Below are 15,985 nucleotides of genomic sequence, written 5' to 3'. Positions count from 1 at the left end.
GAATGTGTATAAGAGACAGGTCCAATACCGAAGAGGCGTGAGGGCACTGATTTTGACAGTAGTAGCATACTGTTTTAATCGGTGTCCTTTTTTATTTCATTTTTTGGAGGGATCCTGATGTTGGCTGAACAAATGTCCTTTTTAGCTGAAATTGATGAAAAAGAGGTAAGAAAACTAGTAACTAGAGATTTAAAAAATTATCGTGTAGCAAAGGTTCAACTTGAAAACAAAAAAGAATGCAACGAAGCTGGCATGACTCCTTTCCCCACTTTACGTGATTCTTCAAATATCAATGAATTAAAGGTTAAGCAAATCGAAAGAGCTTTAGAACATGCTTTAGATGATATTGAAAGAGAAATCATTACGAGAAAATACCTTTCTACTAGTCGTGTAAAAGATATTAATATTTACATGGACCTTAACATCAATAAGGATCCTTATTATGAATTAAAAAGAAGGGCAATCAATACAATTGCTGAAGCGCTTGGAATTATCTGAGCGCTATTTTTTTACGACAAAAACCCGATAAAAACACGACAAAATGAGGGATAAAAGTGGGGACTATTTTATTTTCCAATGAAGGTAAGATTTTCTTATCAGGTCAATATCTGGTGGGAGACGCATCTATCCCTTATCAAGGTGTACTCGAACGATTCTGCAAGATGATGATTCACTCCTGGTTAACGAGAGGGGAGTGTGGAGTCCCAAGCGCGCCAGGCAAAGAGGGTTCTTTTAAGAACTAGCGACCGAATTGACGCGGGGAAATTTTGAAATCACTTATTTCTAGTGTGATTTCTCGATCTCAGCCAACTCTCGGTGTATTGGGAAATATTTAATTTATTCAGCGTTTAGCGTAAGGTGTGATTCAACTAAAATATTTTTACTCCACTCCTGGTTGCAGAAGTTAAACCATGCAACTGACCGCAGCTCATACCCTTAACCTCCTGGGCAACGGTGATCCCAATCGCTAAAGGAGTGGATCGGGACGGTTCGCCATCCACCGAAGTGAGAGATGGTCATTATAATATCAAAAAGGCACCTTTAAGGTGTCTTTTATTTTTGGGAAAGAGCAGAAGAAGGTGATCCCTATGAACGTCGTTCAGCCGATTCGCGATAAAGATATTATTCATCAGATTAAAAAATATCTGAAAGTGAGAAGCGAGCGTAACTATATTCTCTTTCTATTTGGAATCAATACCGGTTTACGAATATCGGACATATTGCAGCTTAAGGTTAAGGACGTTCAAGGCTGGAGCATTTACTTAAGAGAAGGAAAGACAGGGAAGCCAAAGGAAGTAAGGATGCCAAAAGAGCTCAAGCGTGCAGTAAGAGAATATACGAAGAATAAAAATAAAAGCGAATATCTGTTTACTAGCCGGGAAAAAGACAAAAGAGGAAAGCCAAAACCTATCTCAAGAGGAATGGCATACATCATCCTTCAGGAAATAGCAGATGAATTCGGTTTGGATAGAATTGGCTGTCATTCATTAAGAAAAACGTATGGCTACCATTTTTACGATCAAACAAAAGATGTAGCTGTTCTTCAAGAGATGCTTAATCACAGTGATCCAGAAATAACAATGCGCTATATTGGCATAACCCAAGATAAGCTAAATAAGTATCAATCTAACTTTAAATTATAAAAATATCCTTTTTTATGTCCATTTGAGTTAGCTATAAAAATGGAGTTGTCTAATTGGTTTTTAGATAGGCTCTGACAGCTTCATATATCAACGTTTAGACGTTGTTAACGAGTTATACTCCCTATGTCTTGAAGATAACTCAGAGGGCTAAAATGGGCAAAATTTGAAGCGAAAACAAGCACTAATGATAAGCACCTTAGTAATTTTGAATATGGGAGATGTGAGGAGAAATTAATAAATTAAGAGAAAGATTTGTTAATGAATTAAATCACGGTGTCGATGGAAGTAGATTGATAGTAGTGGCTGTTAGGTTACCGTCTGGTGCTTTCGAAACAATTACTAATACATCATGTATCCCGGAAAAGCTTGGATATTATTTAAATGCGTATGATGATCAATTTAGATTAAAAGTAAATCCAGATGTAAAGATAGTTGGGTATATGATCGTTTAGGGAGGATTGAATAAGGTTATGACTAACTTTTACAAAACCTCTCGATGGAAAAGTAAGAGGGAGAAGATACTTAAGCGAGATGAGTATCTATGTCAAGAGTGTAAGAGGTTCGGAAGGAGCAAAGGAGCATCGACTGTTCATCACATCAACACAATGAGGAATAGACCGGATCTTCGTTTAGAAACTTGGAATCTGGTTAGCCTGTGCAATAAATGTCACGAACAGATGCATGATCGAAAGACGGACGAACTTACTGATCTCGGTGAACATTGGAGAGCACGAGCTAATAGATTGAGAGGTGAAAGGTAATGGATAAATCGGAACAGAACGAATCTATCCGGACTGTCAGCGTTATGATGAAAACCTTTGGCATTACCTCTAAAGAAGCATTCGCAATATTAGCTAAAGGTCAGCAGTTGGGTGTCTATACTCCGATAAACAATGAATGAAATAGGGAAAAATATTATTTTAATATTTTTTTACCCCCCCACCTAAAAATTTTTTTAAATAAATCTCCGGGACCGGGGAGGGGAAAGTTTCTCCAATAGAACGGTATTTTTGAAGAGGGGGGTGCAAAAACTTGGCAATTACACCAAAAGAAAGGCAGATTCGTAAAATTATAAAACAGGTAAATGAAGATATGGAGAATGTTGGAACTTATCGACCGCAATTTGATCGGACTGTCCGGACTTATGCTGAAATGTCATATGACTATAAAATCTTGATGAGGCAGTTCGAAGAAAGTAACGATCAATTTATTGAAGAGTATACAAATAAATCCGGAGCTACTAATGCGATGACTACGGCCATTTATTCAGAAATTAAAATGATCAGAAAAGAAATGGTTTCTTATGAAAGTATCCTGGGTCTAACCCCTGCCGGATTGAAAAAAATAAATAAAGAGATGGACCAGAAAAAGAAAACCAGCAACTTGGCCAAGGCGTTGAGTAAACTTGGAACATAAAAATTACAATCTGGTATTGGAATATGCTAGGAGTATTGTTGAAGGGAAAAAAATTGCTGGTAAGGAAATTGTCCAAGCGTGTCAGAGATTTTTAAATGACCTTGAAAATCCACTTTATGAATTCAATCCCAAAGATGCTGAATTTGTTATTCAAATCATCGAAGACACTTTCGTACATGATAAAGGCGAAAGACTAGACGGCACACCTTTACGTGGTGAGCCTTTTTTATTGGAACCGTGGCAGATGTTCATCATCTATAACTTGCTCGGTTTCTTTCTAATAGGAACAAAGATAAGGCGCTATAAAGAGGCCTTTATTTTTATTCCCCGAAAAAACGGTAAGACACGGTTTGTTGCAGCTCTATCGTGGGCGTTGGCATTACTGGAAAGAAGATCGGGATCCACCATCTATATTGTTGGAGCGGCATTAAAACAGTCTCTTCAAAGTTTTGATTTCATTAAGTTTAATTTAGATCAAATGGGTGAGATTGATAATTTTAGGATTTTGGACAATAACCAGGAGCACAGTATTAGAGGAGATATTGGTGATGGCTCTCTTTATATCCAAGCATTAGCTGCCAATCCAGATACTCAGGACTCTCTTAACTGTAACGTGGGTATTGCTGATGAATTACATGCATACAAGAAAGCTAAGCAATACAACATCATTAAAGAAGCAATGAAGGCCTACACAAATAAACTCATGATCGGCATCACGACGGCCGGTGATGACATGACTTCATTTTGTTACCAACGTCTTCAGTATTGCAAAAAGATATTAGATGCTGTGGTAAAAGATGAAGCCTATTTTATTTTTATTGCCAAAGCGGATGAAACTGAAAAAGGTGAAGTTGATTTTATCGACCCGGCTCAGCATGAAAAAGCCAACCCAAACTTTGGTATAACTATTCGCCCAGATGATATTTTGAATGATGCTATGCAAGCACAGAATGACCCCCAGCAAAGAAAAGATTTCTTAGCAAAGTCTTTGAACATTTTTACTTCTGCTTTAAGAGCCTATTTTAATGTGGATGAATTTAAAAGGTCAGATAAGAAATATAGTTGGACCATTAAAGATTTGCTCAAATTAAATATCGATTGGTATGGCGGGGCAGATTTGTCAAAAATGCATGACCTAACAGCAGCGGCGTTGTATGGCAGATATAAGGACATCGATATCACTATCACACACGCGTGGTTCCCAATTATCGCTGCTAAGAAAAAAGCAGAGGATGATAATATTCCATTGTTTGGTTGGAAAGACGACGGATGGTTGGATATGTGTAACACACCGACTGTCAATCATTCTGATATTGTTAATTGGTTTATCAAGATGAAGAATATGGGATTCAAAATTAAGAAGGTTGGATTTGACCGTAAATTCTCTCGCGAGTTTTTCTTAGAAATGAAAAAGAAAGGTTTTAAAATGGTTGACCAGCCACAATACTTTTATAAAAAGTCTGAAGGATTTCGTAGAATTGAGAAAAAAGCTAAGGATGAGAAATTCTACTATCTCCATTCACAGGCTTTTGAATACTGCGTCCAGAATGTAGCAGCCATAGAAAAAACGGATGACATGATTCAGTATGAAAAAGTTATGCCGAATCAACGAATCGATATTTTTGATGCATCGGTTTTTGCTTCTATTCAAATGTTAGAAGATATGACCAAAGCTTCCGATGCAAATAGTTGGCTGAAAGGGGGGTGATGTAGATTGAGTAAAAGAAATCGAAATAAAAACAAAATAAGGTCTGAACCCACTACTACTCTCGGAGTATTTATGAATGGTGGGGATACTTCGATTTTGGTACCGGGATATACCAGGCTGTCGGATAACCCAGAAGTACAAATGGCAGTTCATAAAATCGCTGATTTAATTTCCTCGATGACAATCCATCTAATGCAAAATACAGATAACGGGGATATACGGGTCCGTAATCAATTGTCCCGAAAAATAGATATAAATCCATACAGTCTCATGACTAGAAAAGCATGGATGTACAATATTGTTTACACTATGCTTCTTGATGGAAAAGGCAACAGTGTAGTTTTTCCAAAAATAAGAGATGGGTTAATTAATGATCTTGTTCCGTTGCAACCCTCTGGTGTAAGTTTCATTGATACAGATGAAGGTTATCAAGTCTTGCATAGAGGTAAATCTTATGAGTTTGATGAAGTTTTGCATTTTACTGTAAATCCAGATCCCGAACGTCCCTATATTGGACGAGGTTATCAAGTGGTATTGAAAGATATTGTGAACAACTTAAAGCAAGCGACAAAAACTAAAAATAGCTTTATGTCAGATAAATGGAAACCCTCTATCATCATATCTGTGGATGCCATGACAGAGGAGCTGGCAAGTGAAACTGGTCGGGATGAAATATTAAAGAAATATGTAAGCGATACTGGCGGCGGTAAACCTTGGGTTATTCCTGCTGATCTTGTTAAGGTGGAACAAGTCAAACCATTGTCTTTAAATGATTTGGCAATTAACGATGCAGTTCAACTAGATAAAAGAACCGTAGCGAGCATGTTAGGAGTGCCCGCTTTTTATGTTGGTGTTGGGGATTTTAAAAAGGATGAACACAACGCTTTTATTAATAATCGTATTTTGCCACTTTCACAAGGAATTGTGCAGGAGCTTACCCGTAAATTATTGATTGCACCTGACTTGTATTTCAAGTTTAATCCTCGCAGTCTATATGCTTATGATCTTAAAGAATTAGCAGAAGTCGGCAGTAATTTATATGTGCGTGGTCTGTATACAGGAAATGAGATTCGAAATTGGTTAGGAGATTCGCCTTATGAAGGACTTGATGAGCGTGTCATTCTAGAAAACTATATTCCTGCCGGTATGATTGGGGATCAAAAGAAATTGAATCAAGGGGGTGATGAATAGTGGGTAGAGACTGCAGGCAAACAAGAAGCCTGATAACAAATCTTAAAACCCGGGCAGAAAATGATAATCAGGAGATGTTTATCGAAGGCTATTTTGCTGTATTTAATGGAGCTACAGAATTGTGGCCAGGAGCATTTGAAGAACTTGCTCCGGGCGCGTTCGATGAAACATTAGGTAATGATATCCGTGCCTTAATTAACCATGACACAACTCTTGTTCTTGGAAGAAATAAGTCCGGGACATTAGAGCTTAAATCAGACAGTCATGGGCTTTGGGGAAGAGTGAAAATTAATCCTAATGATTCGGACGCAGTAAACCTATACGAGCGTGTAAAGCGTGGGGATGTGGACCAATGCTCTTTCGGATTTAATATTGGAGCTGAAGAAACAGAATGGCGAGATGATGGCACCGTTAAGTGGACCATTACTAAAGTAGATCTCCATGAAGTTTCCGTTTGTACCTTTCCAGCTTATGAGGAAACAGGTGTGCAGGCAAGAAAGGCTGAAATCGAACAGCACAGGGTAAGGCAATTAGAACAGCGAAAACATCAATTAAAGGAGCGATTGAAACATGGCATTACGACAAATCATGCTGGCAAAAAAGATTGAGCAAAGAAAAGCATCACTTGCGACTTTGGTTGCGAATGAAGAAGGGCTTAATACCCGATCAGCTGAATTAGAAGCTAGTGTTGAAGAAGCTGAAACCGATGAGGAAATGGCTGCAGTCGAGGAAGAAGTAGAAAAACTCGAAGGCGAAAAGAAAGATCATGAAGAGAAAAAAAGCAAGCTCGAAGGTGAAATTGCGGATTTAGAGGGAGAGCTTGAGCAGTTGAATAACAAGCAGCCATCCAATACAGAGAGGGGCAAAAAGGATATGGGAAAAGAAAATCGTGGTGTACAGCATCAATATCTAACAAGAGAGGTTGAAGATTTTTATAGTGAATTACGTTCACGCTTAAAGACACGTGCAAATGGGCAAGTTTTGCCTGCAGGTGAAGCTGGTGCAGAATTAGTTATCCCAGATATTATTGTTAATCGTATCCGTGAGCGTATTGGCGATTACACTACTCTCTACCCATTAGTAGATAAAATCACAGCGGGCGGACGTGTTAAATTAATTTTGGATGTAGATGCTGGAGAGGCTACATGGCTTGAACAACGCGGCGCTCTACCAGAAAGTGATGATTCTGAATTAACGGCTGTTCAATTTGATGGATTCAAAGTAGGACGTATTGTCTACATTGATAATAGTTTACTAGAGGACAATATTATCAATCTAGATGATTATTTAACAAAGCGTATTGCACGATCTATTGCAAAGGCGATCGATAAAGCAATATTAAATGGTACAGGAGCTGCTGGGAAACAGCCAGAAGGAATTATTCCTGCGATTCCAGAGGAAAATCAAGTGGAGGCAGAAGCTAATTATGCTGAATTGATTCCACATATCGGTCTTATTGATACTGGAGAAGATGCTTCAGGCGAAATTGTTGTGACCATACATCGTCAAACTTATTACAGCAAACTTGCTACACTATCTTTACACGTAAATTCTGAAGGTCAGGACGTCGTTATGCTTCCAAATTTATCACAACCGAACTTCCTTGGTTTGAGAGTGGTATTCAATAACTATATGCCAAAAGATAAACTTCTTTTCGCTGTTTATGACAAATACACTTTGGTTGAACGGGAAGGAACTCGTGTTGACATGTCGGGCCATTATAAATTCCGTGAAGATCAAACTGCAATTCGTGGGGTTGGCCGTTATGATGGTAAGCCGGTAAAGCCAGAAGCGTTTGTTCTTGTTACTCTTGTAGATTCTACTACTGAAGCATAAGAGAGTGGAATAGATAATGGATACAGATACTATTCTACAATTAGTAAAAGAAAGATTAGGCATTCGAACCATCGTAAGGGATAAATACATCTCAGCTATTATCGATGGAGTAATAGAAGAGTTAGAAGATGAAAAAGGAGTGGTACTTGTAAGTACCAACTCCAATCATCTTCTCTTTATTGTGGATTATGTAACTTGGAGATATCAAAGTAGGGATAGCGAAGGTTCAATGCCTAGGCACCTACAGTTCCGACTCCATAATTTAATTATCCACTCAGGGAGTGGTAATAGTGACGTTTGATTATGAACTCACTCTAATTGACCTTAATTATCAAGAAAATGAAATAGGCGATGTAATAACTGACGAAAGTAGAACTGTCATTTGGTGTGATAAGAAATCAGTGACCAGGTCAGAACATTATGCTGCAGCTGCAAACGGATTACGGCCGGAAATTGTTTTTGTCATCAATCAATTTGAATACGGCGGCCAAAAACAAATTGAATTTGAGGGTGTTAAATACAAAGTTATTCGTACCTACCAAACAAGCGATTCAAAAAACATTGGCAGTTTTGAAACCATAGAGATGGTATGTCAAGGGGAAGTAAACGATGGGAAGTAATGGAGTCAGATATGAATCTAATGCCAAGGAAGTAAAAAAAGCCATCCGGCAATTGGAGAAAAAGGCTTTACGAGCCACTGCCAAGGTATTAAGAAAACTCATTAAGAAAAAAGTCCCTGTTGATGAAGGTGTGCTTAAAAAGAATGTTGGTTCATGGGTAAAAGGAAAAGCATCCGAAGATCCTGTCCTCCAGATCGGAGTTTATGATCGAGCAAGGGCCAAAAGAAAAGGGTATGTTTATGCTTATCATGCTCATTTAGTGCAATTTGGGACTAAAAAAATGAAAGGCACTGACTATTTACGCGCTCCTGTCTTTGAGAGTATTGATGAAATACGTAATATTCAAGCTGAATTTTTAAAAGAAATTGAGCACATAAAAGCAAACGGATTGCCGGTAGAGGAGGATGAGGTAGCGGATGATTGAGCTCAGAAAAGTTATAAAATCCTATTTAAAAACCATTCATCCGAAGGTTTACTTTCAAGCAGCTCCCGATGATGCACCATATCCCTATATTGTCTATGATTTCCCCAATATTAACAGCGATGGGGAGATTCAGGAAATTACTGTAGTGGATATTGATGGTTGGGATCGTCCATCTACAGGGGATACAACCAATTTAGAAAATTTAATGTCCCTGATTAATGGAGATGGTGATTTAATGGCACCTACAGGATTAAATAAGGGAGTATTGAGTGACGATCAAATAGCAGTCTCTTTTTATTTGGACACTAAACTTCCATTAGTCGATACAGACCCCATGATCAAAAGAAGAAAGTATGTATATCAAGCAAGACAATTTTATAAGGGGTGATCCTTTTGCAAAAATTGAAGAAAGAACAAATGGAAAATATTCAAATCGATTATGGAATCGTTATTTTAAATTATGGCGAAGAAGACGCTGAACGTTTGGGACCTACAAAAGGTGGCGCGGAGTTTAATGCTACGAAAAATATCCGTGATATTGAGTTTGACGGGGCAATGGGTAAAACAAAAGGTATGCAAGTCATTGATGAAATGGATGCATCTCTTAAATTTAGTATCCTAGACACAAGTCTTTCCACCTTGGCCAAAACAATGCCTCAGGCAGATTATGATGGAGTTGCAAAAATTATTAAAAATGGCGCTGGTGGGGCTATCCCGGCATCCAAGTATTTTAAAAATATCACGATGTTTGCCAAGACGATGAAGGGTACCTATAAAAAAATCACCTTATATAACGCTATGAATGAAAGTGATTTTGTTTTGTCATCTGCTCCAAAGGCTGAAGGAGAAATTGCTCTTGAAGTTTTTGCCCACTGGGATCCTGAAGAAGTAGAGGAAAATTTATATTCGATTGAAGATGTTACAAGTATTAGTGAACCAGCTTAAAGGCAGGGAGATCCCCTGTCTTTTCATTTTGAAGGGAGAATTCTAATGATTAATAGTGAACAGGCTTTTGATATGCTGCCACATGTTGTGGAGATTTATGAAAAGTTAGATATGGATGCTTACCGAAGGAAGATGGTCCTCAAATACAAGGATAAAGATAAAGTAGATGCTGATAAAGTTGGTCTTGAGGTCATTTTATTTATTGTTAAAAACTCCCGAAAGGCGAAGGAAGAATTTTTCTCAGTGGTAGCAATTGCTGAACAAAAAACTCTGGAGGAAGTCAAAGCGCAATCACTGGCCAAGACCATTTCAACTTTCAAAAATGTTTTTACAGACAAAGAATTAATGGATTTTTTCAAAACAGCTATGCAGTAGGATATGAGGAAACCTTACGCCTCTTGCATAGCAATTATGATCTGAATTTTTTGGTAAGACAATCTCCTAAACACTTAAATAGGTTACTACTAAAAGCTTCGGAAAAGGAAAATGAGAATCTGATCTTTGATTTGTGGAAGTCTCTTTATCCGAAAATGATGATGGGACAAATTGAGTTTATAGCCTTTAGCGACTTTAAAGAAAAATTATCGAAGAAACAAACCTCTGATATTTCTTATGAGGAAATTGAAAAAGAAATGGACCTAGTCATATCTGCTTATGAAGGGCAGGTGAAATAATGGAAATATTTAAGCTGTTCGGTAGCATCTTTGTAGATAATGACAAGGCTGACCAGGCAATTGATGAAACTGACGAAAAAGGCAAGGGCCTCTCACTAACATTTGAGGGAATGGGGAAGGCTGCTAAGATCATGGGTGGTGTGATTGCCGTAGGGGTAGGTCTAGCGGCAACAGCAGTAGGTGGATTGGTTGTCGCTGGCGATAATCTGCAGAAGTCCTTGAACTCCTTAGAAATTCAAACAGGTGCCAGTACTAAAGAAATGAAGGGGATGGAAAAGTCTCTTATCAACATTTATAAGGCTGGTTATGGTGAAGATTTTCAGGATATTGCCGACTCTATGGCGAATGTGAGACAAGTAACAAGTCTAACTGGTAAGGAACTTGAGAGCACGACGAAGGAAGCTCTCAAAATGCGTGATGCGTTTGGATTTGAAGTAAATGAATCCGTCCGAACTGTCAGCGTCATGATGAAAAACTTTGGCATTTCATCCAAAGAAGCTTTTACCCTGTTAGCACAAGGGCAACAAATGGGTGTAAATGCCTCAGATGATATGCTCGATACTTTCCTCGAATATAGTCCTTTATTCAAGCAGCTTGGCTTCGATGCAGAGGCCATGCTTAATATCCTTAATGATGGGATGAAAAATGGGGTTCGTAATAGCGACGTTTTAGCCGACGCAGTGAAAGAATTTGGAATCCGTGTAAAGGATGGCTCTAAAACATCTTCTGAGGCATTTGAAGGTCTTGGATTAAATGCAAATAAAATGTCCCAAGAATTTGCTAGGGGCGGCGATTCTGCTCAATCTGCATTCGAAAAGACCATGGCAGCACTCGGGAAAATTGAGGATCCAGTGAAGCGAAATACCATTGGAGTAAGTCTGTTTGGGACAAAATTTGAGGACCTCGAATATAGAGCAATTCTCTCTCTTGGCCATGTTGAAAATGTAGCCAATCAATCTGCCGATACACTAAAAGATATTGATAATATTCGTTTTAATTCTATTGGTGAAGCAATCGAAGGAATATGGCGTCAAATCAATGCTAGTGTTTTGATTCCAATTGAACAAAAAATGATGCCTGGCATTAATAAAGCCTTTCAAACAACCAAAGATATTATTCCGAAAATACTAGATATGTTCAATGGGAATTCTTTGCCGTTAATAGAGTACATTACGAAAAGTTTCAGTAAAGATAAACAGATGCCGATTATCAATTTTTTCTTATCGATCAGGGATGGAGTAGAACAGGCTAAAGTTTATTTGGGACAAGCAAAGGAAGTAATTGATGCATTTTTTGCTGCATTAGATGGAAATAAAGGCGGGGCCATTTCGATGCTTTCCCGAGCGGGACTGTCATCTGATCAGATCCAATTATTCCTGCAGGCAGTTGATACGATTAAATCATATCTTAATAATTTAGCTGATTATTGGACTTATGTATGGTCCGGTCTTAAATATGCAGCAACCGAATTGTGGAATTTCCTTGGTCCATTCATCATGCCGGCGCTATCGGCAATTGTTGGCTTTATTCAAGAACAACTAGGATTAATAAAGCAATTTTGGGATGAAAATGGTCAGCAAATTGTCGAAGCGGCACGAAATGCCTTTCAATTTATTCTATCAATTATCCAATTTATCATGCCTGTTGTTCTTTTATTGATAGAGTCGATTTGGGGAAATATAAAGGGTGTTATTTCAGGCGCACTTTCGATAATTATGGGGCTAGTGAAAATTTTTGCCGGTATATTCACTGGCGACTTTTCGAAAATGTTTGAAGGATTGAAACAGCTATTCTTTGGTGCCTTTGAATTTTTGTGGAATCTTTTCAACCTTATAATGATTGGAAAATTCCTTGGTGGTATTAAGGCTTTCATTTCTAGCGGAATAGGATTTTTTAAAAATTTTGGAACTGCAGCCATTGATACATTTAAATCCTTTTTCGATAGCATCATTTCTTGGTTTCAGTATTTTCGAGCCACTGGGGCAAGTATCTGGGAGTCAGCGATTGCTGTTTTAAAAAATGCGATCACTTTGTTCGTTCAGTCAGCGCGGTTAGGTTTTAGTTCCATGCTGGAAACTGCAACCAATATTTTTAATGGTGTGAAAAATGCAATCCTTCATCCAATTGAAACGGCAAAAAATCAGGTCAAAGGATTCATTGATGAAATAAAGAGCTTTTTTCACAATATGAAGTTAAAACTGCCTGAAATAAAAACACCAAAGTTTAAGTTGAAAAACTGGTCTAAAAATCCACTAGACTGGCTCAAAGCTATGCCATCAATTGATGTTGATTGGTATGCAAAGGGTACTAATTATGCTCCTGGAGGGCTTGCAGTAGTCGGTGAACATGGTCCAGAGTTAATTAATCTGCCCCGAGGATCGCAAGTTAAGAATGCTAGTGAAACAAGAGGGGTTCTTGATAATGTTGAAAATAATAAACAACCAGCAATTCTACAAATCATTACCCCTGATCGCAGGGAAATTGCTAGATGGTTGGTTGAGGATATTACAAATTTTCAAGAGTTTAAATTAGATAACCAAAAAAGGTTCTAAGGAGGAATTTTTTTGAGAAGTTTCACATTTAATGGAATTCATAAAGATTATGTAACTGCTTCGAAAATTAAAAGGCCTTCTTGGGCCGAAATTCAGCGGAATACATTAACTTTCCCAGGACTACCTGGCGGATTGTTGCAGGATACGATAATAAAGCCAAAAATAATTCCCGTTACACTGTTTGTAAAAAATCAAAGTTTTCCTGATTTATTAAAATTGGGTGAAGATTTAGCAGAGTGGTTAATTACTGATCAATCTACTGAGCTAATTTTTGATGATGAGAGTGACCGAGTTTATTATGCTATTGTCGACGGATCGTTCGATCCTGAGCGAATAGCAAACACAGGGCAAGGTACTATAACTTTTATTTGCCTCGACCCCTACAAGTATGGCCGAGAAAAAACAGTAAACATCCTAAATGGCATGGCAACCATCGCCAACACTGGCACGGTCGAAACACCACCTACATTTGCTCTAAACGTCATCAAGCCGACCACTTTTATCGACGTGGTTACAGATGACGCTTATATGCGGTTAGGTCAGATACCGGGTACCGACGATGCGGTATTTCAACCCGTGACCACGCTATTAAATGATGGTATGGCCTCAACGGTAGGATGGGCAAAGTCTATTTTTGCGCCAGACGTTGGGGTCATTGCGTCCGATGGGACAATTATGTCAGACGGTGCCGATTTCCTTCCAGGTTCCTACGGCACAGGTTCGCTTTGGTACGGTCCGGCAGTTGCGAAAAGTCTATCATCACAGGTAACTGATTACCTATTCCGTTTCCGAGTCCAGCACGAAGTCACAGATATTGCATCTTTTGGTCGGACTAATCTGTTTTTACTTGATGTTAATAACAAACCAATCGCCCGGTTATCTCTTGTAAAGGACACAACTGGGGAATTATCAACACCTGAGATTAGATTGTTAGGGGCCAATGGAGAAACGCAATATGTCCTCAGACTCACACGTGATCAGGTGCAAAACTGGAAAGATGCTTATGTGTTCCTGGAACTAAAAAGAGAAGGTAACACCTTTACAGCAAGAGTCGCACGAACAAGAGGATACGGAGGTAGGGTTGAAGAAGAAGTATCACAAAAGTTTGTGGATACTGCCGGAATATTTATACGAAGTGTTGCCTCCGTTGCAGTAAACTTTATGAAATATGGAAATAGCCCGACTTTAAATCGAAATCGGGTCCAAGAAACATTGGTGCAGCGCATTAATCAGCAAACAGGAATTCCTTACATCGTCCAACTAGGCGATGTTGTGGAAATTGATCACAAAACAAACGATATACGCATTAATGGTGAAACTAGACTGATTAAAACATTCGGCTCTAGTTTTTTTAATTTGAAAAAAGGTGCTAATAACATCATGGTGCAGCCTGCCGATGCTGTTACGGCAAAAGTCACATGGAGGGAACGGTTTAAATGATCCATATCATTGATGAGAAAACGGATGATATTTTAGCCGTTCTTTCTGAGGCTGATTTTTTCAACGATGAATATTACGAGGATTTAAAAGCTGTAGAGACGTTTAAGTTTTTTATGCCAGCTAACCACTCTAAGGCGGGCTTTTTAACTTCTCGCAGACGAATCGTGATACCAGGAGAGGACGGGGAATTTAAAGAATTTATCCTGACTGAGCCTTATCTAATCAATAATACAAAAGAGTTTTACACAATGGGCTCTTTTGTGGATTTGAGAAAACAGAAAGTAATTGATCCAATAGTGTTAGATGGCCAGACACCATCCACAGCCGGTGATTATGTCCTTAGTGGTACTCGTTGGCAAATAGGAATAGTCGAATTTACCGGATTAATGACCGTTGAATTTACCGAACCTTTGGACGCTTATGAGGCTATTAAAACGGTCGCCCAACTATTTGGTTTAGAATTACGTTTCCGCGTCGAGGTTGCTGGCAGCAAGGTAGTTGCCCGTTATGTTGATATGATCCAGCGGCGCGGAGAGTTATCCGGAAAAGAAGTGGTTTTTGGTAAGGACATTGAAGGCATTGAGCGCAGGGAAACGGCAGGAGAGTTAGTCACAGCGCTTAAATGCTATGGGCCTGTCCGCGATGATGGTACCAGGCTAATGGTGATTGTGGAAGACCAAGAGGCTTTCCAAAAATGGAACGATGAAGGTCGCCATTTGTGGGGAATATATGAGCCACAAACAGAAAACACGGACATGACTGAGGCGCGTTTGAGATCATTAGGGCAAACCGAATTAGCCAAAAGGGTAACACCCCAAATCCAATACTCTCTTAAAACTATTGCCCTCGAGCATGTGTATGGATACGAACACGAAAAAGTGAGATTGGGAGATACTAATAGAGTCAAAGATGAGGACAAAAACCCGCCGATTTATTTAGAAGCGCGGGTTCTTTCGGTAAAACGAAGTATTAAAAATCGCTCACGGAAAGAAGTAGAATATGGCGATTTTATTGAATACAGTAAAGAAGATGTACAGGCTGAATGGAAAGTGCTGCGGGCGCAATTTCGAGAGCGATTAAAAAAAGCTAAAGAGGATGCACTTTCCTACACAGAGGAGTACGCATATTCAAAAGCCGTTATCGATACAAAAGACGCCAGCGTGTATGCTGATTCGACGATCTACACGGATGCGGCAAAGTCACAGGCGATTGATGCGGCTAAATCAGATGCTACAGCTAAGGCAAATACGGCGGAAAATAATGCTAAAGGATACGCTCTTACGGAGGCTCAAAAAGCACAGGCAGAAGCTATACGACAATCTGCTTTAGATGCCCAGGCTAGAGTTAATACAGCCAAAACAGAACTCGAAGCCGATATAGCTTCCAAAGTTGATGCGACTTGGGTAAACGGGCAGTTAGTTTCTAAAGCTGATAAAGCTAGTACTTACACTAAAACGGAAGTTGATAATGCTTTAAACAGCAAAGTTTCAACCACTACCTACACCACAGACCAAAGCGGAGTTGTTACCCGCTTGA

The 15,985-nt window shown here is 38.9% G+C and carries 20 protein-coding genes; all 20 read left to right on the top strand.

Annotation, left to right across the window (positions count from 1 at the left end; all coding sequences use genetic code 11):
• The first annotated feature begins 117 nt into the window (after window positions 1-117).
• Complete coding sequence (locus G6554_RS24020) at window positions 118-498, top strand: ArpU family phage packaging/lysis transcriptional regulator (protein WP_166246608.1); 381 nt, start codon at window positions 118-120, stop codon at window positions 496-498.
• Between the two features lie 590 nt (window positions 499-1,088).
• Window positions 1,089-1,643: a site-specific integrase gene (locus G6554_RS24015; protein ID WP_166246606.1), complete on the top strand. Its 555-nt coding sequence runs from the start codon at window positions 1,089-1,091 to the stop codon at window positions 1,641-1,643.
• A gap of 299 nt (window positions 1,644-1,942) precedes the next feature.
• The gene (locus G6554_RS24010) at window positions 1,943-2,095 is read left to right on the top strand and encodes a hypothetical protein (RefSeq protein WP_207627743.1); all 153 of its coding nucleotides are present in this window, start codon (window positions 1,943-1,945) and stop codon (window positions 2,093-2,095) included.
• Between the two features lie 18 nt (window positions 2,096-2,113).
• Window positions 2,114-2,404: an HNH endonuclease gene (locus G6554_RS24005; protein ID WP_166246614.1), complete on the top strand. Its 291-nt coding sequence runs from the start codon at window positions 2,114-2,116 to the stop codon at window positions 2,402-2,404.
• Window positions 2,404-2,544: a hypothetical protein gene (locus G6554_RS24000; RefSeq protein ID WP_166246604.1), complete on the top strand. Its 141-nt coding sequence runs from the start codon at window positions 2,404-2,406 to the stop codon at window positions 2,542-2,544. The genes G6554_RS24005 and G6554_RS24000 overlap by 1 nt, the downstream gene beginning before the upstream one ends.
• A gap of 131 nt (window positions 2,545-2,675) precedes the next feature.
• On the top strand, window positions 2,676-3,059 hold the full coding sequence (locus G6554_RS23995) for a P27 family phage terminase small subunit (protein ID WP_166246603.1): 384 nt from the start codon (window positions 2,676-2,678) through the stop codon (window positions 3,057-3,059).
• Window positions 3,049-4,767 carry a terminase large subunit gene (locus G6554_RS23990; RefSeq protein WP_166246601.1) on the top strand — a complete coding sequence of 573 codons (1,719 nt, stop codon included), beginning with the start codon at window positions 3,049-3,051 and terminating at the stop codon, window positions 4,765-4,767. The genes G6554_RS23995 and G6554_RS23990 overlap by 11 nt, the downstream gene beginning before the upstream one ends.
• Before the next feature lie 6 nt (window positions 4,768-4,773).
• Window positions 4,774-5,958, top strand: a complete 1,185-nt coding sequence (locus G6554_RS23985; RefSeq protein WP_242637918.1) for a phage portal protein — start codon at window positions 4,774-4,776, stop codon at window positions 5,956-5,958.
• Complete coding sequence (locus G6554_RS23980) at window positions 5,958-6,566, top strand: HK97 family phage prohead protease (RefSeq protein WP_166246599.1); 609 nt, start codon at window positions 5,958-5,960, stop codon at window positions 6,564-6,566. Before G6554_RS23985 ends, G6554_RS23980 begins: the two co-directional genes overlap by 1 nt.
• A complete protein-coding gene (locus tag G6554_RS23975; protein WP_166246597.1) occupies window positions 6,529-7,794 on the top strand; it encodes a phage major capsid protein in 1,266 nt (421 codons plus the stop codon). The genes G6554_RS23980 and G6554_RS23975 overlap by 38 nt, the downstream gene beginning before the upstream one ends.
• 16 nt (window positions 7,795-7,810) lie before the next feature.
• A complete protein-coding gene (locus tag G6554_RS23970; RefSeq protein WP_166246595.1) occupies window positions 7,811-8,095 on the top strand; it encodes a hypothetical protein in 285 nt (94 codons plus the stop codon).
• Complete coding sequence (locus tag G6554_RS23965; protein WP_166246594.1) at window positions 8,085-8,414, top strand: phage head closure protein; 330 nt, start codon at window positions 8,085-8,087, stop codon at window positions 8,412-8,414. Before G6554_RS23970 ends, G6554_RS23965 begins: the two co-directional genes overlap by 11 nt.
• Window positions 8,404-8,838 (top strand): HK97-gp10 family putative phage morphogenesis protein, encoded by a 435-nt coding sequence (locus G6554_RS23960; RefSeq protein WP_166246592.1) that lies wholly within the window; start codon window positions 8,404-8,406, stop codon window positions 8,836-8,838. Before G6554_RS23965 ends, G6554_RS23960 begins: the two co-directional genes overlap by 11 nt.
• A complete protein-coding gene (locus G6554_RS23955) occupies window positions 8,831-9,226 on the top strand; it encodes a hypothetical protein (protein ID WP_166246590.1) in 396 nt (131 codons plus the stop codon). The genes G6554_RS23960 and G6554_RS23955 overlap by 8 nt, the downstream gene beginning before the upstream one ends.
• 5 nt (window positions 9,227-9,231) lie before the next feature.
• Window positions 9,232-9,783, top strand: coding sequence for a hypothetical protein (locus G6554_RS23950; protein ID WP_207343098.1), 552 nt, complete (start codon window positions 9,232-9,234; stop codon window positions 9,781-9,783).
• Window positions 9,784-9,828: 45 nt separating this feature from the next.
• Window positions 9,829-10,158 (top strand): hypothetical protein, encoded by a 330-nt coding sequence (locus tag G6554_RS23945; protein ID WP_166246588.1) that lies wholly within the window; start codon window positions 9,829-9,831, stop codon window positions 10,156-10,158.
• Window positions 10,159-10,208: 50 nt separating this feature from the next.
• Complete coding sequence (locus G6554_RS23940) at window positions 10,209-10,457, top strand: hypothetical protein (RefSeq protein WP_166246586.1); 249 nt, start codon at window positions 10,209-10,211, stop codon at window positions 10,455-10,457.
• Window positions 10,457-13,009, top strand: a complete 2,553-nt coding sequence (locus G6554_RS23935) for a phage tail tape measure protein (protein ID WP_166246585.1) — start codon at window positions 10,457-10,459, stop codon at window positions 13,007-13,009. The genes G6554_RS23940 and G6554_RS23935 overlap by 1 nt, the downstream gene beginning before the upstream one ends.
• A gap of 12 nt (window positions 13,010-13,021) precedes the next feature.
• Complete coding sequence (locus tag G6554_RS23930; RefSeq protein ID WP_166246583.1) at window positions 13,022-14,449, top strand: distal tail protein Dit; 1,428 nt, start codon at window positions 13,022-13,024, stop codon at window positions 14,447-14,449.
• Window positions 14,446-15,985 (top strand): phage tail spike protein (locus tag G6554_RS23925; protein ID WP_207627741.1); only part of this gene is annotated, 1,540 nt, incomplete at its 3' end. The genes G6554_RS23930 and G6554_RS23925, both read left to right, overlap by 4 nt.

The sequence above is a fragment of the Bacillus sp. MM2020_4 genome, from assembly GCF_011250555.1.
GTDB lineage: Bacteria > Bacillota > Bacilli > Bacillales > Cytobacillaceae > Neobacillus.
The sequence above is the reverse complement of the archived record's forward strand: the minus strand, read 5'-3'. Positions and strand labels throughout refer to the sequence as shown.